General features: G+C 59.4%; 20 protein-coding genes. 7 read left to right on the plus strand and 13 right to left on the minus strand.

Translation table 11 applies throughout. The features are described 5' to 3' along the window. Positions 1-8: 8 nt before the first annotated feature. The gene (locus HU754_RS06130) at positions 9-884 is read right to left on the minus strand and encodes an AraC family transcriptional regulator (RefSeq protein WP_186624955.1); all 876 of its coding nucleotides are present in this window, start codon (positions 882-884) and stop codon (positions 9-11) included. A gap of 139 nt (positions 885-1,023) precedes the next feature. Between HU754_RS06130 and HU754_RS06135 the strand changes: the two genes are divergently transcribed. Then, positions 1,024-1,926, plus strand: a complete 903-nt coding sequence (locus HU754_RS06135; protein ID WP_186624957.1) for a DMT family transporter — start codon at positions 1,024-1,026, stop codon at positions 1,924-1,926. Between the two features lie 19 nt (positions 1,927-1,945). On the opposite strand, the gene HU754_RS06140 is transcribed toward HU754_RS06135, so the two are convergent. The 5 genes from HU754_RS06140 to HU754_RS06160 all read right to left on the minus strand — a co-directional run bounded on the left by HU754_RS06140 (position 1,946) and on the right by HU754_RS06160 (position 6,925). Continuing rightward, positions 1,946-2,455 carry a DUF2165 family protein gene (locus HU754_RS06140; RefSeq protein ID WP_116254631.1) on the minus strand — a complete coding sequence of 170 codons (510 nt, stop codon included), beginning with the start codon at positions 2,453-2,455 and terminating at the stop codon, positions 1,946-1,948. Positions 2,456-2,603: 148 nt separating this feature from the next. Further along, entirely contained in the window at positions 2,604-3,578 is a 975-nt protein-coding gene (locus tag HU754_RS06145; protein WP_186624959.1) for a 2-hydroxyacid dehydrogenase, read from the minus strand. A gap of 735 nt (positions 3,579-4,313) precedes the next feature. Then, positions 4,314-4,688, minus strand: a complete 375-nt coding sequence (locus HU754_RS06150; protein ID WP_186624961.1) for a DUF6124 family protein — start codon at positions 4,686-4,688, stop codon at positions 4,314-4,316. 482 nt (positions 4,689-5,170) lie between these two features. Further along, positions 5,171-5,545, minus strand: a complete 375-nt coding sequence (locus HU754_RS06155) for a DUF6124 family protein (protein WP_186624963.1) — start codon at positions 5,543-5,545, stop codon at positions 5,171-5,173. Positions 5,546-5,956: 411 nt separating this feature from the next. Then, positions 5,957-6,925 (minus strand): LysR family transcriptional regulator, encoded by a 969-nt coding sequence (locus HU754_RS06160; protein ID WP_186624965.1) that lies wholly within the window; start codon positions 6,923-6,925, stop codon positions 5,957-5,959. Between the two features lie 276 nt (positions 6,926-7,201). On the opposite strand from HU754_RS06160, the gene HU754_RS06165 reads away from it, so the two are divergent. From HU754_RS06165 to HU754_RS06180, 4 genes are all read left to right on the plus strand, one after another. Further along, on the plus strand, positions 7,202-8,701 hold the full coding sequence (locus tag HU754_RS06165) for an efflux transporter outer membrane subunit (RefSeq protein ID WP_186624967.1): 1,500 nt from the start codon (positions 7,202-7,204) through the stop codon (positions 8,699-8,701). Between the two features lie 140 nt (positions 8,702-8,841). After that, a complete protein-coding gene (locus tag HU754_RS06170) occupies positions 8,842-11,034 on the plus strand; it encodes an FUSC family protein (protein WP_186624969.1) in 2,193 nt (730 codons plus the stop codon). Continuing rightward, entirely contained in the window at positions 11,024-11,224 is a 201-nt protein-coding gene (locus tag HU754_RS06175; RefSeq protein ID WP_007914106.1) for a DUF1656 domain-containing protein, read from the plus strand. The genes HU754_RS06170 and HU754_RS06175 overlap by 11 nt, the downstream gene beginning before the upstream one ends. 10 nt (positions 11,225-11,234) lie before the next feature. Then, complete coding sequence (locus HU754_RS06180) at positions 11,235-12,101, plus strand: efflux RND transporter periplasmic adaptor subunit (RefSeq protein WP_186624983.1); 867 nt, start codon at positions 11,235-11,237, stop codon at positions 12,099-12,101. A gap of 120 nt (positions 12,102-12,221) precedes the next feature. Here the strand turns inward: HU754_RS06180 and HU754_RS06185 are convergent, their stop codons facing one another. Together HU754_RS06185 and HU754_RS06190 are read right to left on the minus strand one after the other, a co-directional pair. Beyond that, positions 12,222-12,620, minus strand: a complete 399-nt coding sequence (locus tag HU754_RS06185; RefSeq protein ID WP_186624985.1) for a DUF4440 domain-containing protein — start codon at positions 12,618-12,620, stop codon at positions 12,222-12,224. Then, the gene (locus tag HU754_RS06190; protein ID WP_186624987.1) at positions 12,617-13,987 is read right to left on the minus strand and encodes an MFS transporter; all 1,371 of its coding nucleotides are present in this window, start codon (positions 13,985-13,987) and stop codon (positions 12,617-12,619) included. Before HU754_RS06190 ends, HU754_RS06185 begins: the two co-directional genes overlap by 4 nt. Positions 13,988-14,096: 109 nt before the next feature. Between HU754_RS06190 and HU754_RS06195 the strand changes: the two genes are divergently transcribed. Continuing rightward, positions 14,097-14,978: a LysR family transcriptional regulator gene (locus HU754_RS06195; protein WP_186624989.1), complete on the plus strand. Its 882-nt coding sequence runs from the start codon at positions 14,097-14,099 to the stop codon at positions 14,976-14,978. 109 nt (positions 14,979-15,087) lie between these two features. Here the strand turns inward: HU754_RS06195 and HU754_RS06200 are convergent, their stop codons facing one another. Next, entirely contained in the window at positions 15,088-15,912 is an 825-nt protein-coding gene (locus HU754_RS06200; protein WP_186624991.1) for an SDR family oxidoreductase, read from the minus strand. 35 nt (positions 15,913-15,947) lie between these two features. Beyond that, complete coding sequence (locus tag HU754_RS06205; RefSeq protein ID WP_093436253.1) at positions 15,948-16,412, minus strand: multidrug transporter; 465 nt, start codon at positions 16,410-16,412, stop codon at positions 15,948-15,950. A 178-nt stretch (positions 16,413-16,590) separates the two neighbouring features. On the opposite strand from HU754_RS06205, the gene HU754_RS06210 reads away from it, so the two are divergent. Further along, positions 16,591-19,425 carry an RHS repeat domain-containing protein gene (locus HU754_RS06210; RefSeq protein ID WP_186624993.1) on the plus strand — a complete coding sequence of 945 codons (2,835 nt, stop codon included), beginning with the start codon at positions 16,591-16,593 and terminating at the stop codon, positions 19,423-19,425. A gap of 287 nt (positions 19,426-19,712) precedes the next feature. Here HU754_RS06210 and HU754_RS06215 read toward each other — a convergent pair whose 3' ends face one another. From HU754_RS06215 to HU754_RS06225, 3 genes are all read right to left on the minus strand, one after another. Then, the gene (locus tag HU754_RS06215) at positions 19,713-21,164 is read right to left on the minus strand and encodes a mannose-1-phosphate guanylyltransferase/mannose-6-phosphate isomerase (RefSeq protein WP_007914094.1); all 1,452 of its coding nucleotides are present in this window, start codon (positions 21,162-21,164) and stop codon (positions 19,713-19,715) included. 215 nt (positions 21,165-21,379) lie between these two features. Next, positions 21,380-22,036 (minus strand): alginate O-acetyltransferase AlgF, encoded by a 657-nt coding sequence (locus tag HU754_RS06220; protein WP_007914291.1) that lies wholly within the window; start codon positions 22,034-22,036, stop codon positions 21,380-21,382. A 14-nt stretch (positions 22,037-22,050) separates the two neighbouring features. Next, positions 22,051-23,226 (minus strand): alginate O-acetyltransferase, encoded by a 1,176-nt coding sequence (locus HU754_RS06225; protein WP_186624995.1) that lies wholly within the window; start codon positions 23,224-23,226, stop codon positions 22,051-22,053. Between the last annotated feature and the right edge of the window lie 10 nt (positions 23,227-23,236).

Consider the following 23,236-nt stretch of genomic DNA (forward strand, 5'->3'; position numbering starts at 1 on the left):
AGAAGGGCTCAACGCAAAAACGCCTGCCGATACTCCCCCGGCGTCCCGCCCAGAACCTGCTTGAACCGATTGGTGAAATGACTGGCGCTGGCAAACCCGCACGCCAGCGCAATCTCACCCAACGGCAACGCCGTGCCGCGCAACAACTCCCGCGCCCGGCTCAGGCGCCGCGCCAGCACATATTGATGCGGCGGCAGGCCGAAACTGGTGCGAAACATCCGCGCAAAGTGGTATTCCGACAGCGCACACAATCCGGCCAGTTGACCGAGGCTGATCGGCTCGGCCAACTGGTTGTCGATGAACTCCACCAGTTGCCGACGCTGGTGTGGTGCCAGTCCGCCCTTCAATCGCAAACCCTGACGCGCGCCGACCTGACTGAGCAAAGTGTGGCTGATCAACTCATGGGCGAGGCTGCTGGTTAGCAGACGCTCGGCTGGCTCGTCCCAATTCAGCGTCAGCAACTGCCGGAAGCGTTGCGCCTGTTGCGCGTCTTCGAGAAAGGTCTGCTCGCGCAACTGCATCTCGCGGGGTTCGCGATCGAGCAGCGTGACGCAACCGAGGGCGAATTGTTGGGCGCTGAAATACAGGTGCGCCAAGCGAATATCACCGTTGATCACCCAGCCCGATTCATGATCGGCCGGCAGGATGCACAACTTGTCCGGCCCGCCTTTTTGCCCGGGCTGATCGCGACGAAAAGTGCCGGTGCCACCGGCGATGTAGCAGGACAACGTGTGGTGGCTTGGCGCTTCATAATCCTGCGCATCGTGGTGGTTGGTCCACAAAGCGGCAGACAAGCCGTCACCGAGCTCGGCGCTGTGCACCAGGCGTGCGTTCGGCGAGCTGTTCAACGCTTGAAAGACTTGCAGGGTATCGATGGCGGCCATGGTCGGTTCTCTTCAACGCCTTGCATCCTACTCCGTAGACACCGCGCTGCCAGCCTGCCGCCAGACAAAAGCGCAAGAATCTGCAAGCGCACAAGCCTGACCCGGACGGACACTCAAGGCCTACCGAGGAGTGTCTGCCATGAACCTGTCGTTGTATTTGCTGACCGTGCTGATTTGGGGCACCACCTGGATTGCCCTGAAATGGCAGCTTGGCGTGGTGGCGATTCCGGCGTCGATCGTCTATCGCTTCGGTCTCGCCGCGCTGGTGCTGTTTGCGCTGTTGCTGCTCAGTCGGCGCCTGCAACCGATGAACCGCCGCGGGCATCTGATCTGCGTGGCTCAGGGCTTGTGCCTGTTTTGCGTCAACTTCATGTGTTTCCTGACCGCCAGTCAGTGGATCCCCAGCGGTCTGGTCGCGGTGGTGTTTTCCACCGCAACGCTGTGGAACGCGCTGAATGCGCGGGTGTTCTTTGGCCAGCGCATCGCGCGCAATGTGCTGATGGGCGGTGCGCTGGGGCTGTTCGGCCTGGGCATGTTGTTCTGGCCGGAACTGGCCGGGCATCACACCAGCCCGCAAACCTTGCTGGGACTCGGCCTGGCCTTGTGCGGCACCTTGTGTTTCTCGGCGGGCAACATGCTCTCGAGTCTGCAGCAGAAGGCCGGTCTCAAGCCGCTGACCACCAACGCCTGGGGCATGGCCTATGGCGCGGCGATGCTGTCGGTGTGGTGCCTGGTCAAAGGCATTCCATTCGACATGGACTGGAGCCCGCGTTACGTCGGTGCGCTGCTGTATCTGGTGATCCCCGGTTCCGTCATTGGTTTCACCGCGTATCTGACGCTGGTCGGGCGCATGGGGCCGGAGCGTGCGGCTTACTGCACGGTGCTGTTTCCGGTGGTGGCGCTCAACGTTTCGGCGTTTGCTGAAGGTTACCAATGGACAGCGCCGGCGCTGGTCGGTCTGGTGTTAGTGATGCTGGGCAATGTGCTGGTGTTTCGTAAACCGAAAGCAGTGGTGCCGCCAGTACAGGGAAAGTTGGCTTGAAATAAACGAGCGCTGAACGTCAGCGCTCGACTTTCAAGGTGATGTAAATCATCACCGGGAATATGAAGTCAACAATATGCCGTGCCCAGTCCTTGGCATTCCATGATTGCGAAGTGTCCATGTCGAACCATTCCACACCCACGGTTTGCAGGCACACGTAATAAATGAAGATGGCCGCGAGTATGCCCATGATCGAGAACTTCTTTGCCTCATGGAATACCTCGGCAGGGGCATTGATATGGCGCAACAACTGATAGGTGCCCATCAGGCACAGCGCGGTATAGGTGACTTCCAAAGTGATGATGAACCAATAAATCCGGTGATGAATCATCGGCGATTCGATGGCCCGATACTTGATGGTTTCGCTGGCAGTGGTGGTGTCCATGCTCAGGATATGGGCCACGTAAGTGTAGTTTGAGTCATAGTCGGTGAAGTTGTGGATCATCACCAACAGGCCAAAGAAACTGATGTAGGCCATCAATATAACTTTGCTGTAACGGATAAGTTTGTCGGTGGTCAGGGTGTTCAATGTTTTGGCTCTCCATAGCGCTTGTCGATTATTCGGCAGCCAGGCAGAGCTTATAACGCTGTTGTTTGAATTGGTTTGTTGTTCAATTTCAAGTTGTGTATGGCAATAACTAACGGGCAAGTGCGATGTTGCACTTGCCCGTATTTTTTTATCCGCGCCAGACTTGCGGGTTGACCAGATCCTGCGGGCGTTCGCCGAGCAGGGCGCTGCGCAGGTTGGCGAGGGCGCGATTGGCCATGGCTTCGCGGGTTTCATTCGTCGCTGAGCCGATGTGCGGCAGGGTCACGGCGTTACTCAACTGGAACAGCGGCGATTCGGCCAGCGGTTCTTTTTCGTAGACGTCGAGACCAGCGCCACGAATGCGTTTGTTTTGCAGGGCTTCGATCAACGCCGGTTCATCGACGACCGGGCCACGAGAGATGTTGACCAGAATCGCGTCGGGTTTCATCAAGGCCAGTTCGCGATGGCTGATCAGGTGGCGGGTCTTGTCGCTGAGCGGCACTACCAGGCAGACGAAATCGGCCTCGGCGAGCAGTTGATCGAGGCTGCGAAATTGCGCGCCGAGTTGTTCTTCCAGTTCGGTCTTGCGGCTGTTGCCACTGTAGATAATCGGCATGTTGAAACCGAAGTGGCCACGGCGGGCGACGGCGGCGCCGATGTTGCCCATGCCGACGATGCCGAGGGTTTTGCCGTGGACGTCACAGCCGAACAGTGGCGCGCCGACGCTGGCTTGCCATTGGCCGGCCTTGGTCCAGGCGTCGAGTTCGGCGACGCGGCGGGCGCTGCTCATGATCAGGGCGAAGGCGAGGTCGGCGGTGCTTTCGGTGAGCACGTCGGGGGTGTTGGTGAGCATGATCCCGCGTTCGTTGAAGTAGGCGAGGTCGTAGTTGTCGTAGCCGACGGAGACGCTTGAGACCACTTCCAGTTTTGTGGCGTTTTCCAGTTGTGCGCGGCCGAGTTTGCGGCCGACACCGATGAGGCCATGGGCGTGGGGCAGGGCTTCATTGAATTGGGCGTTGATGTCGCCGGCCTTTGGATTGGGGACGATGACGTCGAACTCTTGCTGGAGGTGTTCGATCATGGGCGGGGTAATGCGGCTGAAGGCCAGGACAGTTTTTTTCATCGTTTTTGGCTCTTGTTCGGGCTTGATACCAAGCACGCTAACATTTTTGTTTTGGGGTGTCTTGGCGGCCTTTGGGCCGACCATGTTGTGGTTGTTCGGTGTGTATATCCGTTTCTTCGGTAACGGCGGCTTAGGGTTTCGCCCTGACGGCGACTCACTTTTTTTACAAACGCCTAAAAAAAGTAAGCAAAAAAACGCTTGCTCCTGCGTGCGGCCCGCTCGCTGGGGCTCGGGGTTCCTTCGCTGCGGGATCGATCCGGGCGCAGCGCCTACGGTTTGCTTCGCTGCACCTCCTCTCGCTGTGTTTGGCTTCGCCAAACGGTCGCTGCGCTCCCACCCCCGGATCAATCCCTCCACTCAGCCTCCCGACGTCGCCCGTGGATCAAGATCAAGAGCAGGCGAGCTGACACTCGGCCTATTGAGTGGTGAAGAGCACGGCGCGCACGGCTTTGGTTTTTGTGGTGCTCTTGCCCCTCACCCCAGCCCTCTCCCGAGGGAGAGGGAGCCGATTTTTAAGCTTTTCGAAGTGTGTGTTCGACTCGGTATTTCACGTCGGCGTAACTCGTCCAAACACCTCGGTCAGTCCCCTCTCCCTCCGGGAGAGGGCTAGGGTGAGGGGCTTTTGATCTGTTTGCAGAATCTGAGGGTAGACTCGGTATTTCACGTCGGCGTATCTCTCGCAATCACCTCGGTCAGTCCCCTCTCCCTCCGGGAGAGGGTTAGGGTGAGGGGCTTTTAGCTGTGTGCCGGGGATTGGGAGATTTCGTGGTTATCCAGCACCCGATTCACCGCCAGTTCAGCGAGCATGATGATCTGCTGAATCGCCAGAATCGTGCGCCGTTGCGGCAAGTCGATGTAGGCGGCGATGTCGCTGGTCATCAGGCTGGCTTGTGCCAGTGATTCGCAGGCGTGGACCAGCAGGCTTTCGCTGTCCTGTTCGGGGGCGACCTGGAACATGGTGCTGGGTTTGTGAAAGCGCAGGGTTAACGCGTTGGGTTTGAGGTAGTGGTCGAGGGCGCGCTCGGCGGCTTCGTGGAATTTCTTCGAACCGGGGAATTCGTAGGGGGTGGTGTCGTCGGTTTCGGGGGGATTTTGAGGGGGATTGAGCACGGTGGAACTCCTTGAAGTGCTCCATTCATAAGCCGAGCGACCAAGCCCGGTTGCTGATTCGTCAGCGACACCCAAATCCTAGCCACCGAACTTCCGACGGACAACCTGCAAAACCTGTGGGAAACATCCGCGAAATCCCGGTTTTCGTAGGAGTTGTCGTAGGTGTGGATTGCTTGATTTTTAAACAGAAAGTCCCTCAGTCGCAGGCTGTGGCTGATCTGCGTGAAGATGATGTTCTGTTTAAAGTTAGCGCGATGACCGCAGCCGAACTTACGTCCTGCCCGCTGGATGGAAAGACACGCGCTCGGCTTTTGTTTTGCGGTGAATTTACCCCTCACCCCAGCCCTCTCCCGAGGGAGAGGGAGCCGATTTTTGGGCCTTTCAAAATCTGAATTCGACTCGGTATCGCACGTCGGCGTAGCTCATCCAAACACCTCGGTCAGTCCCCTCTCCCTTTGGGAGAGGGTTAGGGTGAGGAGCTTTTAGCTGTGTGCCGGGGATTGGGAGATTTCGTGGTTATCCAGCACTCGATTCACCGCCAGTTCGGCAAGCATGATGATCTGCTGAATCGCCAGAATCGTCCGTCGCTGCGGCAGGTCGATGTAGGCGGCGATGTCGCTGGTCATGAGGCTGGCCTGGGCCAGGGATTCGCAGGCGTGGACCAGCAGGCTTTCGCTGTCCTGATCGGGGGCGACCTGGAACATGGTGCTGGGTTTGTGAAAGCGCAGGGTTAACGCGTTGGGTTTGAGGTAGTGGTCGAGGGCGCGCTCGGCGGCTTCGTGGAATTTCTTCGAACCGGGGAATTCGTAGGGGGTGGTGTCTTCGGTTTCGGGTGGATTAGGCGTTGGTTTGAACATAGGAAACATACTCGTGGCAAGTTGAGTTGAAGCTGCCACTTTTCGTTTTCCAGGCGAAAGGGTGGCAGCTGTGCGCGGACTGGAAAAACCGGTCAACTCACCAAAACCGGCAGGCCCTAGGGCCTCCCGCGCACAGCCGCCATAACATTGCGAGCTAAAAAGCGCCGCAGTATGCCATGAGCTTTGGTAGTTGAAATCGGGTTTTCCAGACCCGGTCGCTGATGCGTCAGCGACACCCAAATCCTAGCCACCGCACTTCCGACGGACAACCTGCAAAACCTGTCGGAAAGATCCGCGAAATCCCCGTTCTGTAGGAGCTGCCGTAGGCTGCGATCTGTTGATTTTTAAACATCAAGATCAAAAGATCGCAGCCTGCGGCAGCTCCTACAGAAGACGCATTGTGTTTAAAAATCAGTTAGCGACACGCACGCCGGCAAGACTGCTGCTTAATTCGTATGCGGCCAATTCCGCCTGATGCGCCGCGAGAATTTCCGGCAACGACCCGCGCAGATACTCAACCCACGTCTTGATCTTCGCATCCAGATATTGCCGCGACGGATAGATCGCATACAGGTTCAGCTCTTGCGAGCGGTAGTTCGGCATGACCCGCACCAGTGTGCCGTTGCGCAAGCCTTCGATCGCCGCATACACCGGCAACACGCCCACGCCCATGCCACTGGTGATCGCGGTTTTCATGGCGTCGGCGGAGTTCACCAGAAACGGCGAGCTGTTGATGGTGACCATTTCCTGGCCTTCCGGGCCGTCGAAGGCCCATTTTTCCAGGGGGATCACCGGGCTGACCAGGCGCAGGCAGGCGTGGTTGAGCAGGTCGCTGGGCTTTTGCGCGGCGCCGTTGGCTTTCACGTAGGCCGGGGAGGCGCAGACGATGCTGTAGGTGATGCCCAGGCGTTGCGACACAAAACCCGAATCCGGCAGTTCGCTGGCGAGCACGATGGACACGTCGTAGCCCTCGTCGAGCAGGTCCGGCACGCGGTTGGCCAGGGTCAGGTCGAAGGTCACGTCCGGGTGGGTTTTGCGGTAGCGGGCAATGGCGTCGATGACGAAGTGCTGGCCGATGCCGGTCATGGTGTGCACTTTCAATTGTCCGGCCGGGCGTGCGTGGGCGTCGCTGGCTTCGGCTTCGGCCTCTTCGACGTAGGCAAGGATCTGCTCGCAGCGCAGCAGGTAGCGTTTGCCCGCTTCGGTGAGGGCGATGCGCCGCGTGGTGCGGTTGAGCAAGCGGGTTTGCAGGTGGGCTTCCAGGTTGGAGACCGCGCGCGAGACGTTGGCGGTGGTGGTGTCGAGTTGCACGGCGGCGGCAGTGAAGCTGCCGGCTTCGGCGACACAACTGAAGGCGCGCATGTTTTGCAAAGTGTCCATGGGGTGCTCTCAAGGGAGATGGCAAATTGTGACACGAAGTTTCGGGGGCTGAGACCCCAGACTTAAGGATTATCTCGTTAACCGTAACAAAGATTCACAGAAATCCCAGCTTATCGCCGTACGGGGCCTTCCATAGAATTGCGCCGATCCCTGTAGGCGCTGCCGAAGGCTGCGATCTTTTGATTTTGTTTTAAGGGAATCAAGATCAAAAAATCGCAGCCTGCGGCAGCTCCAACACGGGTTCTCGATCTACCCCTCTCTCAGGAATTCGCAGCTGTGCCGCGTCGCATCAACAGAGCGCTTTTGCCGCTCAGTGTTCTGGCTTTTACCCTGGGTCTTGGCGGCTGCATCTCAACGGACGGAATTGCCCCACAGGGCACGGCAATGGAGGCCAATACACTGGCCACCGATGACGCCATCGCCCACGCCGCCCGTGACGCCAACTGGCCCACCGCGCAATGGTGGCAAGCCTACGGCGACCCGCAACTCAATCGCTGGATCGACCTCGCCGTGCAGGGCAGCCCGAGCATGGCCATGGCCGCTGCGCGAGTACGTCAAGCCAAAGCCATGGCCGGTGTCGCCGAATCCGCCGAGTCATTGCAGATCAATGGCGAGTCGACCCTCAAACGCCACAACTGGCCGACCGATCAGTTCTACGGCCCGGGCGATCTGGCCAACACCACCACCTGGGATAACAACGCCGCGTTGGGTTTCAGCTACGCGCTCGATCTCTGGGGCCGTGAAAGCAATGCCAGTGAACGCGCGGTGGATCTGGCGCACATGAGCGCGGCCGAGGCGCGGCTGGCGCAACTGGAATTGCAAAACAACATCGTCCGCGCCTACATCGAACTGTCGCTGCATTACGCTCAGCGCGACATCGTCGCCGCGACGCTCAAGCAGCAACAACAGATCCTCGATCTGGCGCAAAAGCGCTTGAACGGCGGGATCGGCACGCACTTCGAAGTCAGCCAGGCCGAAACGCCGCTGCCGGAAACCCATCGTCAGCTCGATGCGCTGGATGAAGAAATCGCCCTGAGTCGCAACCAGATCGCCGCGCTCGCCGGCAAAGGTCCGGGGGCGGGCGCACAGTTGCAGCGCCCGACATTGTCCCTCGGTGCTGCGCTGAAACTGCCATCGGCATTGCCCGCCGAATTGCTCGGCCAGCGTCCCGATGTAGTCGCCAGTCGCTGGCAAGTGGCGGCGCAGGCGCGCGGTATCGATGTGGCGCATGCCGGGTTTTACCCCAACGTCGATCTGGTCGGCAGCCTCGGCTACATGGCTACCGGCGGGGGCGCGCTGGAGTTTTTGACCGGCAAGAAACTCAACTACAACGTCGGGCCGGCGATCTCGCTACCGATCTTCGACGGTGGCCGACTGCGCGCCGAGTTGGGTGAAGCCTCCGCCGGTTACGACATCGCCGTGGCGCATTACAACCAGACGCTGGTCAATGCGCTGAAGAATATTTCCGATCAGTTGATCCGCCGCGAGTCGATGGACAAGCAGCAAGGCTTCGCCGCCGAGTCGGTGGCCACGGCGCAGAAGACCTACGATATCGCGATGATCGCTTATCAGCGCGGCCTCACCGATTACCTCAACGTGCTCAATGCGCAGACGTTGCTGTTCAAGCAGCAGCAGGTGCAGCAGCAGGTGCAGGCGGCGCGGTTGAGTGCGCATGCCGAACTGGTGACGGCGCTGGGTGGTGGACTGGGGGCAGGCAACGATGTGCCGACTGCCGAGAAAACCCAAGCGCCGAAAACCCCGGTTCTCCTGCATTGAACACACATCAAATTGTAGGAGTGAGCCTGCTCGCGATAGCGGTGTATCAGTCAACAGAAATGTTGGATGTAAAATCGCCATCGCGAGCAGGCTCACTCCTACAGGTATCGCGTCTTGCCTGAATTCTTGAGCACAATTAAATGACCCCCTTGCCCGCACCTCTGCGCTGGCTCTACTCCCTGGAATGGCGCCGTGGTTTCTTCGACTGGGCGCGCAGCGATGGCGTGACCTGGGTCTACATCTTCAAGGTGTTGATCGCCGCATTCCTCACGCTGTGGCTGGCCATGCGCCTGGAATTGCCGCAACCGCGCACGGCGATGATCACCGTGTTCATCGTCATGCAGCCGCAGAGCGGCCAGGTGTTTGCCAAGAGTTTCTATCGCTTCCTCGGCACGTTGGCCGGGTCGGCGATGATGGTCACGTTGATCGCGTTGTTCGCGCAAAACACCGAGCTGTTCCTCGGTTCGCTGGCGATCTGGGTCGGCATCTGCTCGGCCGGTGCCGCACGTTGCCGCAACTTCCGCGCCTATGGTTTTGTCCTCGCCGGCTACACCGCGGCGATGGTCGGATTACCCGCGTTGGCGCACCCGGACGGCGCGTTCATGGCAGCGGTTTGGCGAGTGCTGGAGATCTCGCTGGGGATTCTCTGCTCGACCCTGATCAGCGCCGCGATCCTGCCGCAAACCGCCAGCGCGGCCATGCGCAACGCCTTGTATCAGCGCTTCGGCGTGTTCGCGCTGTTCGTCACCGATGGCCTGCGCGGGCGCAGCAAAGCCGAGTCTTTTGAGGCGAGTAACGTGCGCTTTATCGCCGAAGCCGTGGGGCTGGAAGGGCTGCGCAGCGTGACCGTGTTCGAAGACCCGCACATGCGTCGGCGCAACGGTCGCCTGAGCCGTTTGAACAGCGAATTCATGGGCATCACCACGCGCTTCAACGCGCTGCATCAGTTGCTTGAACGCTTGCGCGGCAATGGCGAAGAACATGTGGTTGCCGCGATCAGACCGGGTCTGCAGGATCTCGCCGAAGTGCTCGACGGCTTCAGTGGTCGTGCCCTTACCAGCCCCGACGCCGCCCGTTTGGCGACAGCGCTGGCGACCTACAAGGAGGGGCTGCCGGCACGGGTTCGAAGCTTGCGAGCAATCTTCCAGGAAACCGATCCAAGCGACGCCGAACAACTGGATTTCCACACTGCGTACGAACTGCTGTATCGCTTCGTCGACGACCTGCACAGTTATGCACAGACCCACGCGTCATTGGCCGATCACCGCCACGAGCGCGAGCGCTGGGACGAACCATTCACCCCGCAAACCAATTGGTGGGCGGCAGCGGCTTCGGGGATTCGCGCCTCGTTCATCCTCATTGTGCTGGGCAGTTATTGGGTCGCGACCGCTTGGCCAAGTGGCGCGACGATGACCCTGATCGCCGCCGCCACGGTGGGTCTCTCGGCTGCTACGCCGAACCCGAAACGCATGGCGTTCCAGATGGCATGCGGGACCTTCCTCGGTGCGCTGATCGGCTTCGTCGAGATGTTTTTCATCTTCCCGTGGATCGATGGTTTCCCGCTGCTGTGCGTGATGCTCGCGCCGGTGATCGTGCTCGGTTCGTTCCTCACGTCGCGCCCGCAATACGCCGGTGTCGGCCTAGGTTTGCTGATCTTCTTCAGCACCGGTTCGGTGCCGGACAACCTCACGATCTACAACCCTTACACCTTTATCAACGACTACATCGCCATGGTCATGGGCATGCTGGTCTGCGCGGCGGCGGGGGCGATTATCCTGCCGCCGAACAGCCGCTGGTTGTGGAGGCGTCTGGAGCAGGATCTGCGTGGCCAAGTGGTTTACGCGATCAGCGGCAAGCTCAAAGGCCTGGCGTCGAGTTTCGAGAGTCGCACCCGTGATTTGCTGCATCAGGCTTACGGTCTCGCGGCCGGGCAGCCGAAGGTACAGAAGAACCTGCTGCGCTGGATGTTCGTGGTCCTGGAAGTCGGCCACGCAATCATCGAGCTGCGCAAGGAGCAGGCGATTTTGCCGGTGCACCCGGCCTATGCCGAATCGCAACCGTGGCGCCAGGCGATCCGCGTAATGGGTCGCGCGCTGGTGCGGCTGTTTCTGCAACCGAACGCCAGCAATCTCGAACGCGCACTGGTCGCTGTCGATCATGCGATCAGTCGCGTGGCGGCGACCGATGAGCCATTCGCGCCGCACTTCGATACCTCAGCATTGCGTCGGGTGAAGAGCTATCTGCACTTCATCCGCACTTCGCTGCTCGACCCGCAATCTCCACTCGCTGCCTACGCCGTCGCCAAGCCCGAAGGACTTGCCCATGCCTCGTGAAATCGCCTTCCACGGCGTGTACATGCCGACCATGACCTTGATGTTTTTCATCGCTGCGGCACTGGCCTGGGCGGTGGACCGCTTCTTGTCGGGGTTCGATCTGTACCGCTTCTTCTGGCACCCGGCGCTGTTGCGTCTGAGTCTGTTTACCTGTCTGTTCGGCGCCATGGCGCTGACTGTCTACCGTTGAGAACATCGTGATGAAAAAGTTTTTCAGCCTGCTCGCAACCCTGTTGGTGCTGGCCCTGGCGTTGTGGATCGGCCGCACGCTGTGGGAGCACTACATGAACACGCCGTGGACCCGCGATGGTCGGGTACGCGCCGACATCATCAACGTCGCCGCCGACGTCACCGGTGAAGTCATCGACGTGCCGGTGCGCGACAACCAACTGGTGAAGAAGGGCGATCTGCTCATGCAGATCGACCCTGAGCATTACCGCATCGCCGTCAAACAAGCACAGTCTTTGGTTGCCTCGCGCAAGTCGACGTGGGAGATGCGCAAGGTCAATGCCCATCGCCGCGCCGACCTCGACAACCTGGTGATCTCCAAGGAAAACCGCGACGACGCCAGCAACATCGCCGACGCCGCCCTGGCCGATTACCAACACGCTCAGGCGCAACTGGAAGCCGCCGAACTCAACCTCAAACGCACCGAAGTACGCGCGGCGGTCGACGGTTATGTGACCAACCTCAATGTGCATCGCGGCGACTACGCGCGCATCGGCGAGGCGAAAATGGCCGTGGTCGACATGAACTCGTTCTGGGTTTACGGCTTCTTCGAAGAAACCAAACTGCCCCACGTCAAAGTCGGTGACAAGGCCGACATGCAGTTGATGAGCGGCGAAGTGCTCAAGGGCCACGTGGAGAGCATCTCGCGCGGCATTTATGACCGCGACAACCCGGAAAGCCGCGAGCTGATTGCCGATGTAAACCCGACGTTCAACTGGGTACGACTGGCACAGCGGGTGCCGGTGCGGATTCATATTGATGAAGTGCCGGATGGGGTGCTGTTGGCAGCGGGGATTACCTGCACGGTGGTGGTGAATCAGAGCACGGTGGTTAACTGACAGACCGTGTGGCTCCTTTCGCGAGCAGGCTCGCTCCCACAGAGGTCATGCATTTCAAATGTGGGAGCGAGCCTGCTCGCGAATGGGGGCGACTCGGTATTTCAGACCAACACCGAGCAATCACTCAGCGCAAAACGTCTCCTGCAAATGCAGCCACAACACCCGCCCGGTTTCGAGTTTTTCAAACACCACGGTCGAACGCCGATCCGTGTGCACACCGCTCGCATCGCTCTGCTGTTCGCGGTAACTCACCGTCGCGCCGCGCTGATGCAAAGCAATCACACGTAACTCACTGAGCTGGATTCTGAAACCTTTCTTCTGTCCGCCTGCGGCTCGGAACAGCACGCGCAAGGCATCGACATCCAGGGCTCGGCCCAACGGCGTCACCATGGAAAAGCGTGGCGAAAAACGCGCCAGCAAGCGCTGCAACGCGGCGTCATCTTCTTCTACGGCAAACCATCGTTCGATGGCTTCGTGCGCCTGGATCACTTCGTCCAGGTAGGGCGTGGCGTCGTTCATGCAGTTTTTTCCTCAAGGGTAGTCGGGTTCAATAGCGCGAGCACGTGGGTCGAGTCGAAACGCAGGACGGCGACCATCGGCAACAGCGTGAGCAGCGCGGCAGCGATAAAACAGGCTTGGAAACCAACACCGCCCAAGGCGCCCAGCAGTGAACCGAGCAGCGCCGCCGCGAGGCAGAAACCGAGTTGACGATTGATGTTCCACAGGGCACTGGAGTGGCCCATTTTTTCTGGCGCGATGCCAACAAAGGCCAAAGTCTGCGCGGTGACGCTGCACAGGCTACCGCCCAGCCCCATCAGGGCATAGGCAATGATCAGCGGCGTGCTGGCGAGTTGTTCGCTGCGCATCAGCAAAACGATGCCCAGGCATTGCACGAGCATGCCGGCGCTGAGCAATGGCTTGGGGCCGAGGCGGTTGAAGCTGCGCTTGCCAAGCATGATCGCCACGCCCGAGCCGACTGCCCACGGCAGCATCAGCGCGCCGGTTTGTGCCGCGCCGACACCGAGGTTGTGCAGGTACAGCACGGCTATCATGTGGGTGCCGGTGAACACCCCCGGCACGCACAGGTAGATCAGCATCGCCAGACGCAACGACGGGTTCTTGATCAGTTGCAGGTCGAGGATCGCGCCGGGTTTGCGCCAGCCATCGCGCAGGTAAATGCACAGGGTCAGAAGGCTCAGCAGCAGGGCAACGATGCCGAGGTTACGGGTGTCGGCGTCGCTCAACAGACTGATGGCGATCAACAGTAAACTTAGCGCCAAGGCGGCCAGCAGCAGGCCGCGCGCGTCCAGCGTCGGGCGTTCAGTCAACGGTTGATCGGCTTTCAACCAGAGCAGGCCAAGCCCAAGTGCGAGCAGTGTCACCGGCAGATTCAGGTAAAAAATCCAGCGCCACGACAGCGCTTGAACGATCAGTCCACCGGCCGCCGGCGACAGTGCCGGCACCAGCAGCGCCACCAGCAACACCACTCCGGTGAAGTGCGCGCGTTGCGTCGCCGGGAACTGTCGATACACCAAGGCCTGGCCCACCGGCAGCAGCAGTCCGCCACCGAGGCCTTGCAGCAGTCGCCAGGCAATCAGGCTTTCAATCGATCCCGCCTGCGCCACCAGTGCCGAGCCCACACCGAACAGCAGCAGCGAGGCGAGGATCAAGCGCCGCTCGCCGATCCGGGTCGCCAGCCACACGCTCAGCGGAATGATCAGCGTCAGGCCCAACATGTAGGCGTTGCTGATCCACGCCAGTTGCGTCACCGAGGCGTGCAATTGTTGCGCGATGTCGGGGTAGGCGATGCTGGCGACGAACATGTTCAGCAAGTCGAGCGCGAAGCCCAACAAATACACCAGCGCGACTTTCGAGCGATAAGCCATGGCAGCTTCCCTGTGATGAGACGTGCAGGGTAGGGCGCTTCGGGTCATAGGAAAACGCTGGTTTGGCTGCTAGTTTGTCAAAATCATTTTGACAAAGAGTGCTTTGGATATGGTCAGTCTGGATCGGTTTGACACCTTCAAAGCGGTGGTCGAGGCGGGGTCACTCACGGCTGCTGCCGACACATTGGGGCAAACGCGCGCCGTGGTCAGTTTCAACCTCAAGCGCCTGGAGGAAGAACTGGGCGTGACCTTGCTCACCCGCAATACGCGGCAACTGGCGCTGACCGATGCCGGTGAGCGCTTTTATCGACGCTGTTTGCGCACACTGGATGAGGCGCGGCTGGCGATCGAAGAGGCGCGTTCGGAGCACGCTCAGCTTAAGGGCACCTTGCGCATCACCACGACTGTCGAGTTTGCTCTGGCCCAGGTGGTGCCGGCGCTGGAAGTGTTTCGCCAGCAGCAACCGCAACTGAATATTCATTTGTCCACATCATCGACCCATGCCGATCTGATTTCCGAACGGTTTGACCTGGCGATTCGTCTGGGGCGCATGCACGACTCCAATCTGCGTGCAGTGCAGTTGTCGACGTTCGAAGTGTTTGCAGTGGCGGCGCCGGGGTTGGTCGAACGCTTTGCGCCGGTGGCCACGTTGGCAACGCTGGAGTCGATGCCGACGTTAGGGCATGGGCGGGTGCCGGAAATGACCGTGAGCGATCCGGCCGGTGTGGAGCATTTCTATCAGCCTAAACCGGGGAACACCGCGATTGTTGCGGATAACTCGGCAACGCTGCGGGCCTTTGCATTGACCGGGCAAGGTGTGGCGATTTTGCCGCAATGGTTGATTCAGGACGATCTCGAAGCGGGGCGGTTGCAGCGTTTGCTGGTGGATTACCGGTTTGCGCAGCAGGGGGTGTATGCGTTGTACCCGGACACCCGGCATTTGCCGCTGAAAGTGCGGGCGTTCATTGATTTCATGAAAGGCTGGGGATGAGTGTTGGCTGATCTGGCCTCTTCGCGAGCAGGCTCGCTCCCACAGGGGACCTTCGGCATGACAGATATCCAATGTGTGCGAGCCTGCTCGCGAAAGCGTCAACCCGGTCTCAGAGCTTTGCGCGCAACCCGAACCGCTTCATCAATGTCGACTCCAGCAACCCTTTAGGCAGCAACGCCGCCAACAACGGCAACGCCCGACTGCCATTACCAATGCGGATCAAGCGTGGCGGTTTGCTCTGCTGCACAGCCTTCAACAGTTCAGCGGCAAACTCACTGGCCGGGGTCGGCTTGTCCTGCGACGCCTTGGCCCGCGCGCGAATGCCTTCACGCAGTGGAAACCACGGCGATTGTTCATTGATCAACTGTTCGGCTTCATGCCCGGCGTTCTTGGCAAAACTCGACTGGATTGCCCCCGGTTGAACCTCCATGACGCGAATGCCGAACGGTGCCAGTTCCATGCGCAAGGCATCGCTCAAAGCATGCACTGCCGCTTTCGAGGCGCAGTACGCACCGGCGAACGGCGTGACCAGAACCCCTGAAACGCTGCCGATATTCACCACCAGCCCCTTGGCCCGGCGCAGCACCGGGAACAGCGCGCGGGTGACGCCGACAATCGAAAACACGTTGGTTTCGAACTGGCGCTGCATGGCCGCCACACCGCCGTCGAGCAGCGGTCCCATAGCGCCATAGCCGGCGTTGTTGATCAGCACATCGAGGCCGCCGTGTTGCTGGTTGATCCGCTCGGCGAGTTGTTCCAGCGCCGCGCTGTCGTTGACGTCGAGTTGCACCGCAGTGAACCCGGCTGCCGCCAGTACCACCACGTCTTCAGCCTTGCGCGCACTGGCCCAGACTTCGTATCCGGCGGTTTTGAACGCATCGGCGAGGGCGCGGCCGATGCCGCTGGAACAACCGGTAATCAACGCAACGGGCATGGCGCATTCCTTGTGCAAAAAATCGGGGGAGGGGATCAGTCGGAGAAACTACCCTGCAATCGCTCGGCGCGAAACTCCAGGGTTTGCGGGCGATATCCGGGGCGCAGGGGCGGCATCGGCAGGCAGTCTTCCCATTCGCCGCCGGCCTGCAATTCGCCGGGGCCACGATAGCGCGGGGCGGTGTATTGGTTGTCGGCCAGATTGACCGTGTCGCCCGGCGCGTAGGCAGCGATGCGCCAGCGCAGTTCGGTCAGGGGCACGTCGTTGCCGTTCTTCATTTTCAGTTGCAGCGGACGATCGGCCGGGCATTGTTCGGGGGCGTAGGCAATACGCATCTCAAGGCGCGCCAGTTGCTTGATCTCGCGGTTGTCCAGCCACACCACCCACATGGCCACGAAACCCAGGCCAATCGCCGCCGCCACCGACACCGGCAGGGCCTTGGCCGGGTAGCGCAACAGCAGGATCAACCAGGTGATGACCAGCAGAATGCCGATGAACATGTTGGAACGCTCCTTGAGTTCGTGCACACCATCCTACCGAAGGGCTGTCGGAATGGACATTCGGCTGTCAAACCACTGCACCGTTGGTCGGGACTGTAATTTCTGACAGTTGGCATGTGCGCCTCGAGTTGCTTTGCTACTGGCAGACAAAAAGGACGCTATGGTGCGGAGGGATATCGTGGGCGTGCATAGCAAAACACCGTCACTGCTGGTGCGCGACCCGCGTGGATTGTCGATACGTACGGTCGATTATTGGCGCAGCGAAGAGATTGGCCCGGCTCAGGCTCTGGTGCACCGCACCTTTCATGATCCGGCGGGGCGGCCGGTCGCTCAGTGGGATCCGCGGTTATGGGCCCTGCACGCAGACGGTCCGCTGGTCCGCGCCAACCTGACCACGGTGTTTGCGTTGAGCCGACAAGTACTGCGCTCGGACAGCGTTGATGCCGGAAGGCAAATCGCCTTGCCCGGGCTCGCTCAGCAAGCGCTGTTCGAGTGGGACAGCCGCGGTACCACGCGCGAAGTGCAATACGATCAGTTGTTGCGTCCGATGGTGGTATTCGAAGAAGGACAGACCCAACCGCGACGCTGCGTCGAACGTTTCCTGTACGGCCAGCCCGGCGTCGCTGACCCGGTCCGCAACCAGCTCGGGCAACTACTTCGCCATGACGACCCGGCGGGCAGCGTGTTGTTGGAAGCCTTTGCCATCAGCGGTCAATGCACTGAAAACATCCGGCAATTCACGCAGGATCCGGCGACTCCTGACTGGCCCGAATCGGTGGCTGAACGGAGCCGGTTACTGGAACCCGGCGAGGGAGCAACAACCCTATGGCGTTTCGGGCCGCTGGGCCAAGTGATCGACCAGCTCGATGCACGGGGCAATCGCCAAGGCAGTGAATTGTCACTCGATGGGCGCTTACGGGCCAGTCACCTGCAATTGAAGCACCAATCTGAGCCGCGAACGCTGGTGAGCGATATCCGCTATAACGCGCAGGGGCAAGTCGAATACGAACGGGCGATTAATGGCGTCGTGACGACATTGACTTATCGACCCGAAGACGGTCGCTTGCTGAAGCGCTACGCCGCCAACAGCGCTGGTGAAGCATTGCAACATTTGCTCTATGACTATGATGCGATGGGCAACGTACTGAGCATTGAGGACAAGGCCCTGCCGATCCGCTATTTCGCCAATCAACGCATCGATCCGATCAGTCGTTTCAACTACGACAGCCTTTATCAGCTGAGGGATGCAACCGGCTGGGAGGCGGGCTCTGCGAGCCAAGGCCCAGCCTCCATTCAACGTTTCGATCCGGCGGCGCTGAGTAACTACCGCCAGACCTACCGCTACGACGAGTCCGGCAACCTGCTGGAGTTGACTCATGTCGGCGTGCGTAACGGTCGCAAGATGAAAGCCTCTCTTTTCAGCAATCGCTGTCTACCTTACAGAGATGATGTTCCGCCCACGGAAGATGAAATCACGGCGGCATTCGATCCCCGAGGCAACCTGCGGGCACTGGAGCCTGGGCGGCCACTGATGTGGAGTCTGCGTAATCAACTGCAGTCGGTGACTCCTGTGGAGCGGGGCGATGAGCGCAATGATGTTGAACAATATGTCTACGACGGTGGAGGCTTGAGGGTGCGCAAAACTCGCTCGTTGCAGACAAACATCCGTGGCCTGGTTTACGACGTGCGCTATTTGCCAGGACTGGAACTGCGCAGCAACACCGGTACTGCAGAACAGCTGCAAGTGATCATCGCCGAGGGTGTACTCAACAGTGTGCGCGTGCTGCATTGGGAAAGTGCACTGCCCGGTAGTGCCAATGACCATTATCGCTACAGCCTTACTGATCATTTGGGATCGACCAGTCTGGAACTGGGCAAGGATGCCCGGATTATCAGTCAGGAAACCTTTGATCCCTTCGGTGAGACGGCGTGGAGCAAGGACACCGAAGTCAGTTACAAAACCATTCGTTATTCGGGCAAGGAACGGGATGCGACGGGGCTGTACTGCTACGGTTATCGCTATTACATGCCTGGCTTGCAGCGGTGGCTTAACCCGGATCCGGCGGGTGCTATCGACGGTCTTAATCTGTACCGGATGGTGCGCAACAATCCGCTGACTTACAAGGATGCGGATGGAGCCGAAACCCGAAAAAAACAGGCCAACGGTTTATGGACGCCAGTGCTCGCGGTCGGCGCGGATCGTGACATTCCAGGGGCGGTTCCTGTTGATGCAGGTAAAGCGCACAACTCGGTGTCGTTCACCGCCAAAGCGACCAATATTCGCGAGGCGTTAACGGTTCCGCAATTCAGTCAACAGACCGTCAATACCGACTTGTTCATGCCCCAAAAGGCTGGGTATTCCAAGGACATCGCTTCGCAACTTGCGAAGAAGCAGGGTGGCGCCAGCTTGATATTTTCCATGCAGCGAATAAGTTACAGCGGCCCTGTACGCGGAGAGTTCAATGCGATCAAGGTTGTCGATATTCCTGGCGGGGAAATACCTGACCAATCCAGCGCCGTGTCAGGTTATTGGGTGGCTCAGGGTGGTTATATCGACATACCGATGCATCCAAAGGGGACCGAACCCGAATACGTTTTTACGCCCGGGTTCAGTGGTTGCTCGCTGACCGTCGATCAGCTGAATGACAACACTTTGAGGGTACGGCATGTTGAGGGTAATAAAGAGGCAGACCAATACAATCGCTTGTCATCAGCCGATCATGGAATGGGCATGAGTGTGGCCATGGAATACATGGACTATGGCTTCGATAATGAAGGTGGCAAGGTCGTAACCCAACTAACTGCTTTCGCTTTCATGAAGTACGAACCCAAAACCAAGTCTTGGGATATCCACTATCAGAGCAGTCAGGGGGCGGCAACGATCGGGGTTTATTCCAGAGAACGAAAACTGTTCGGAGGATCGAAGTCCTTTGCCAGTGTGATGGAGAAACCGAAGGTGCGAAGGACGATGAGCAAGCAAGCGGTTACCGTCCGCGCACGCCCACACGGGTAAAACAACTGCCTGAATCGATGTGGCGAGATTCGCAAAGCATAAACATCAGCGCCGCGTAAAAATGTTGAATCGGGGAAAGAGATTTTCGCGCTCCTGTCCTCATGACTCAACACGGAGGAAAAAACTGTCAGTCAGCGATACTTCGTATTGATCAATCGGGACGCTGTCGAAAAAAAAAAGGGCAACACTGTTCAGCTCGGTAGCGTTTTAAAAAAAAGCCCCCGCCCAACCCGCTGCGGATAGGGGACGCAGCAGGCTGGACGGGGGCTTCTTGTTTTATCGATCAGTTATTGCGCGATGGTCTTCACCGACACGCCGCGTTCGATCGGGGTGGAGCGGCCGTAGATATCTTCGAAACGTTCGATATCGTCTTCACCCAGGTACGAACCCGATTGCACTTCGATGATTTCCAGCGGGATCTTGCCCGGGTTGCGCAGGCGGTGCACCGAGGCGATCGGGATGTAGGTCGACTGGTTCTCGCAGAGCAGGAACACGTTTTCATCGCAGGTCACTTCAGCAGTGCCGCTGACCACGATCCAGTGCTCGGCGCGGTGGTGGTGCATCTGCAGCGACAGGCACGCGCCCGGTTTTACCGAGATGTGCTTGACCTGGAAACGCCCGCCCATGTCCACCGAGTCATACGAGCCCCACGGACGATAGACCTCGCAGTGGTTCTGGGTTTCGCTGCGGCCTTGCTCGTTGAGCGTGTTGACCATCTGCTTGACGCCCTGAACCTTGTCTTTGTGGGCGATCATCATGGCGTCTTTGGTTTCGACCACCACAATATTTTCCAGACCGATCACCGACACCAGTTTGCCGTTGCCGTGGATCATGCAGTTCTTGCTGTCCTGAATCACTACATCGCCTTTGGTGACGTTGCCGTTGGCGTCTTTCTCGTTGACTTCCCACAGCGACGACCAGCAACCGACATCGCTCCAGCCAGCGGTCAGCGGCACGACGCAGGCGCGCTGGGTTTTTTCCATGACGGAGTAGTCGATGGAGTTGTCCGGGCAGCAGGCGAAGGTGGCTTCGTCGAAGGTGATGGTGTCGGCGTCCTGCTGGCTGCGTTCGAGGGTCAGCAGGCAGGTGTCGTAGATGTCCGGGTCGTGCTTTTTCAGTTCTTCGAGGAAGCGGCTGGCGCGGAACAGGAACATGCCGCTGTTCCAATAGTAGCCGCCGGATTCGACGTACTCGGTGGCACGTTTGACGTCAGGTTTTTCGACGAAATGCGAGACGCGGCTGACGCCTTCTGGCAGCAGCGAATCGCCGGTGGATTTGATGTAGCCGTAACCGGTTTCCGGTTTGGTCGCCGGCACGCCGAACAGGACCATTTCGCCGTTTTCGGCAGCGACGGTGGCCAGAGCCAATGCGCGTTGCAGGGCTTTCTGATCTTCCAGCACGTGGTCGGCCGGCAGTACCAGCATCAGTTCGTCACGGCCTTCATTGACCAGCATCATCGCAGTCAGCGCTACGGCTGGCGCAGTGTTGCGGCCGAACGGTTCCATCAGGATGCGCTGGCATTCCAGTTTGCGATTGGCCAACTGCTCGTTGACGATGAAGCGGTGATCCTTGTTGCAGACCACGATCGGGGTGTCCATGCCTTCGAACACCAGGCGCTCGAGGGTCTGCTGGAACAGGGTGTGTTCGCCGGTCAGGGCGAGGAATTGCTTAGGGAACTGCTTACGCGAAAGCGGCCAGAGACGCGAACCGCTACCACCTGACAAGATCACCGGAATCATATTGTTTACTCCATAAAATCGATTGGTTAGAGGCACGAACGCTGTGTCGTTTCACTCTTGTTTTTGTCTCGTATCCGAACTGACAACCCGGTCAAGGGTGGGAGCGAGCCTGCTCGCGAAAGCGGCGTATCAGTCGACATTGATGTTGGATGTCAGACCGTATTCGCGAGCAGGCTCGCTCCCACATGGGGCACTGCGTCAGTTCGGGAAATTTGTTAGCGAGTCGATACCGGGCGTTTCACCCAGACTGGCGACAGGCTGCTGCCGCTGCCGGTGACGTACAGCACCGCGGCTTCACCTCGCTCAAGGGCGACCGGTTTGACGTCGCCGACTTTCTTGTCACCTTCGTACAGCGCCAGGCTGACTTTCACCGGGTTGATTTCACGTTCGCCACGGCCCTTGGCGGCCACGTTCGGCACCACATCGGTCTTGCCGTCGGCGGTCTTCAGGGTCAGCGGCTTGTCGCTGAGGTTCTGTACGCGCACCAAGGATTTCTGCTTGTTCTTGAACGGCGGCTCTTCAATCAATTGCGGCGCGCCGGAAGCGTTGTTGACCAGGGTGTAGTAGTGGTCACCGGCGAGTTTCACCGGCAGGGTCTGGCTGCCAACTTTGGCGCTGTAATCACCGCCCGGCATGAAGCTGAAGTCACTGCTGGCCAGTGGCGCAACGTCGCTCAGGTTGGTGCTGCCGACAGTGGCGCTGACTTCAGCGTTGCTGGCGTTATAGACACGCACAAAGGTCGAGCCTTTCGGTGCGGTCGGGCCGTACAGCGCGGCGTCGCCACCGGCGAAGGCAGGCACGGAAAGCACGCTGAGGCCAGCAACCAGTGCGAAGCTTTTAGCGAGACGACGAGGAGTAGTAGTGAAAGTCATGGTGTACCTCTCTTTCAGTTTTGCGCCCGATCGGGCGTCTCGGATTTAGTGTTGATGGCTACGTTTTGTTGGCGAGCACCGGCTTGTTTAAGCTCTGCGACCCACTGCGGGTCGGCGTCGCCGATTTCGTTGTTCACAGGCAGATAACGTTCAGGAAACTCCCAGATCAGCACCTGTGGCGGGCTGTTCTTGAAGTCATCACTTTTCAGGTAGCTGAGCATCGGCAGGATCGGGCCGTGGCCGTCTTCGGCGTAGCTCACCACGTCGCTGTGCAGCGCTTGCTTCAGCGCACCGACGAAGTTCCAGTTGGGGTTGGCGCTGTAGCTGGTGCCGACCAGTGCCACCGGCACTTCATTGCTGGCGAACAGCGCGTCGTCACCGGCAGGCTGCTCGCCCGCTGCGACGGTATTGCGTTTTTGCAGCGGCTCTTGCGCCGGCATCAGGTTTTCGAACAGCGGATCGAGCGGCAGGAACAGACGCAGGTCGCCCTTGTGCGTGACCTTCTCGGCTGGCGTGGTGACGAAGCGCTGCGGCTCGCCGCTGAGCGGGAACTTGTCGGCGATGGTTTTCGCCAGGGTGTTGGCTGCGATCTCGGCGCCTTCCGGCGTCCAGTGGGTGTCAGTCCGCAGGAACACTTGCTGACCGTTCTGCTTGGCCTGTTGCAATGGCTTGAGCAGGTCCGGGGCGAGGATCTTGTCGGCCGCCACACGTTGGTGGAAATCCTGATAGAGGTTTTCGTGGATGCTCGCCGGTTTCACTTCACCCAGATGCTCCGGGTACAGACGAACCTTGGCCGGCACGATCGCCATCACCAGTTTCACGCCTTTCGCTTTCAGGGTCTGGCGCACGCCTTCGACCAGCGCGTAGTTGCCTTGCAGGTTCAGCTCTTCGTTGACGATCGGGTTGAATTCCTCATCGCTGTACAACCACTGATCGCGACCGAGCACCACGCCCGGACGACCTTCGTTGAACAGTTTGAAATCCAGCGCGGCCCAGAGATTGGTGCCCAGACGCTTGATCGGGAATTCATCGTCGTAGTGGGTTTCCACAGCCTTGGTCCAGCGGCCATTGAGCACCGTAGCGTCGGCATTGGTGCTGAAACCGAAGAAGCTGCGAACCGACCACAAACCAAGGACCAACAGGGTCACCAGGAACAGGGCGATGTAGAAGATGCGTAATGAGCGGGTCATGTCAGATCCC

The organism is Pseudomonas zeae (assembly GCF_014268485.2).
Classification (GTDB): domain Bacteria; phylum Pseudomonadota; class Gammaproteobacteria; order Pseudomonadales; family Pseudomonadaceae; genus Aquipseudomonas; species Aquipseudomonas neuropathica.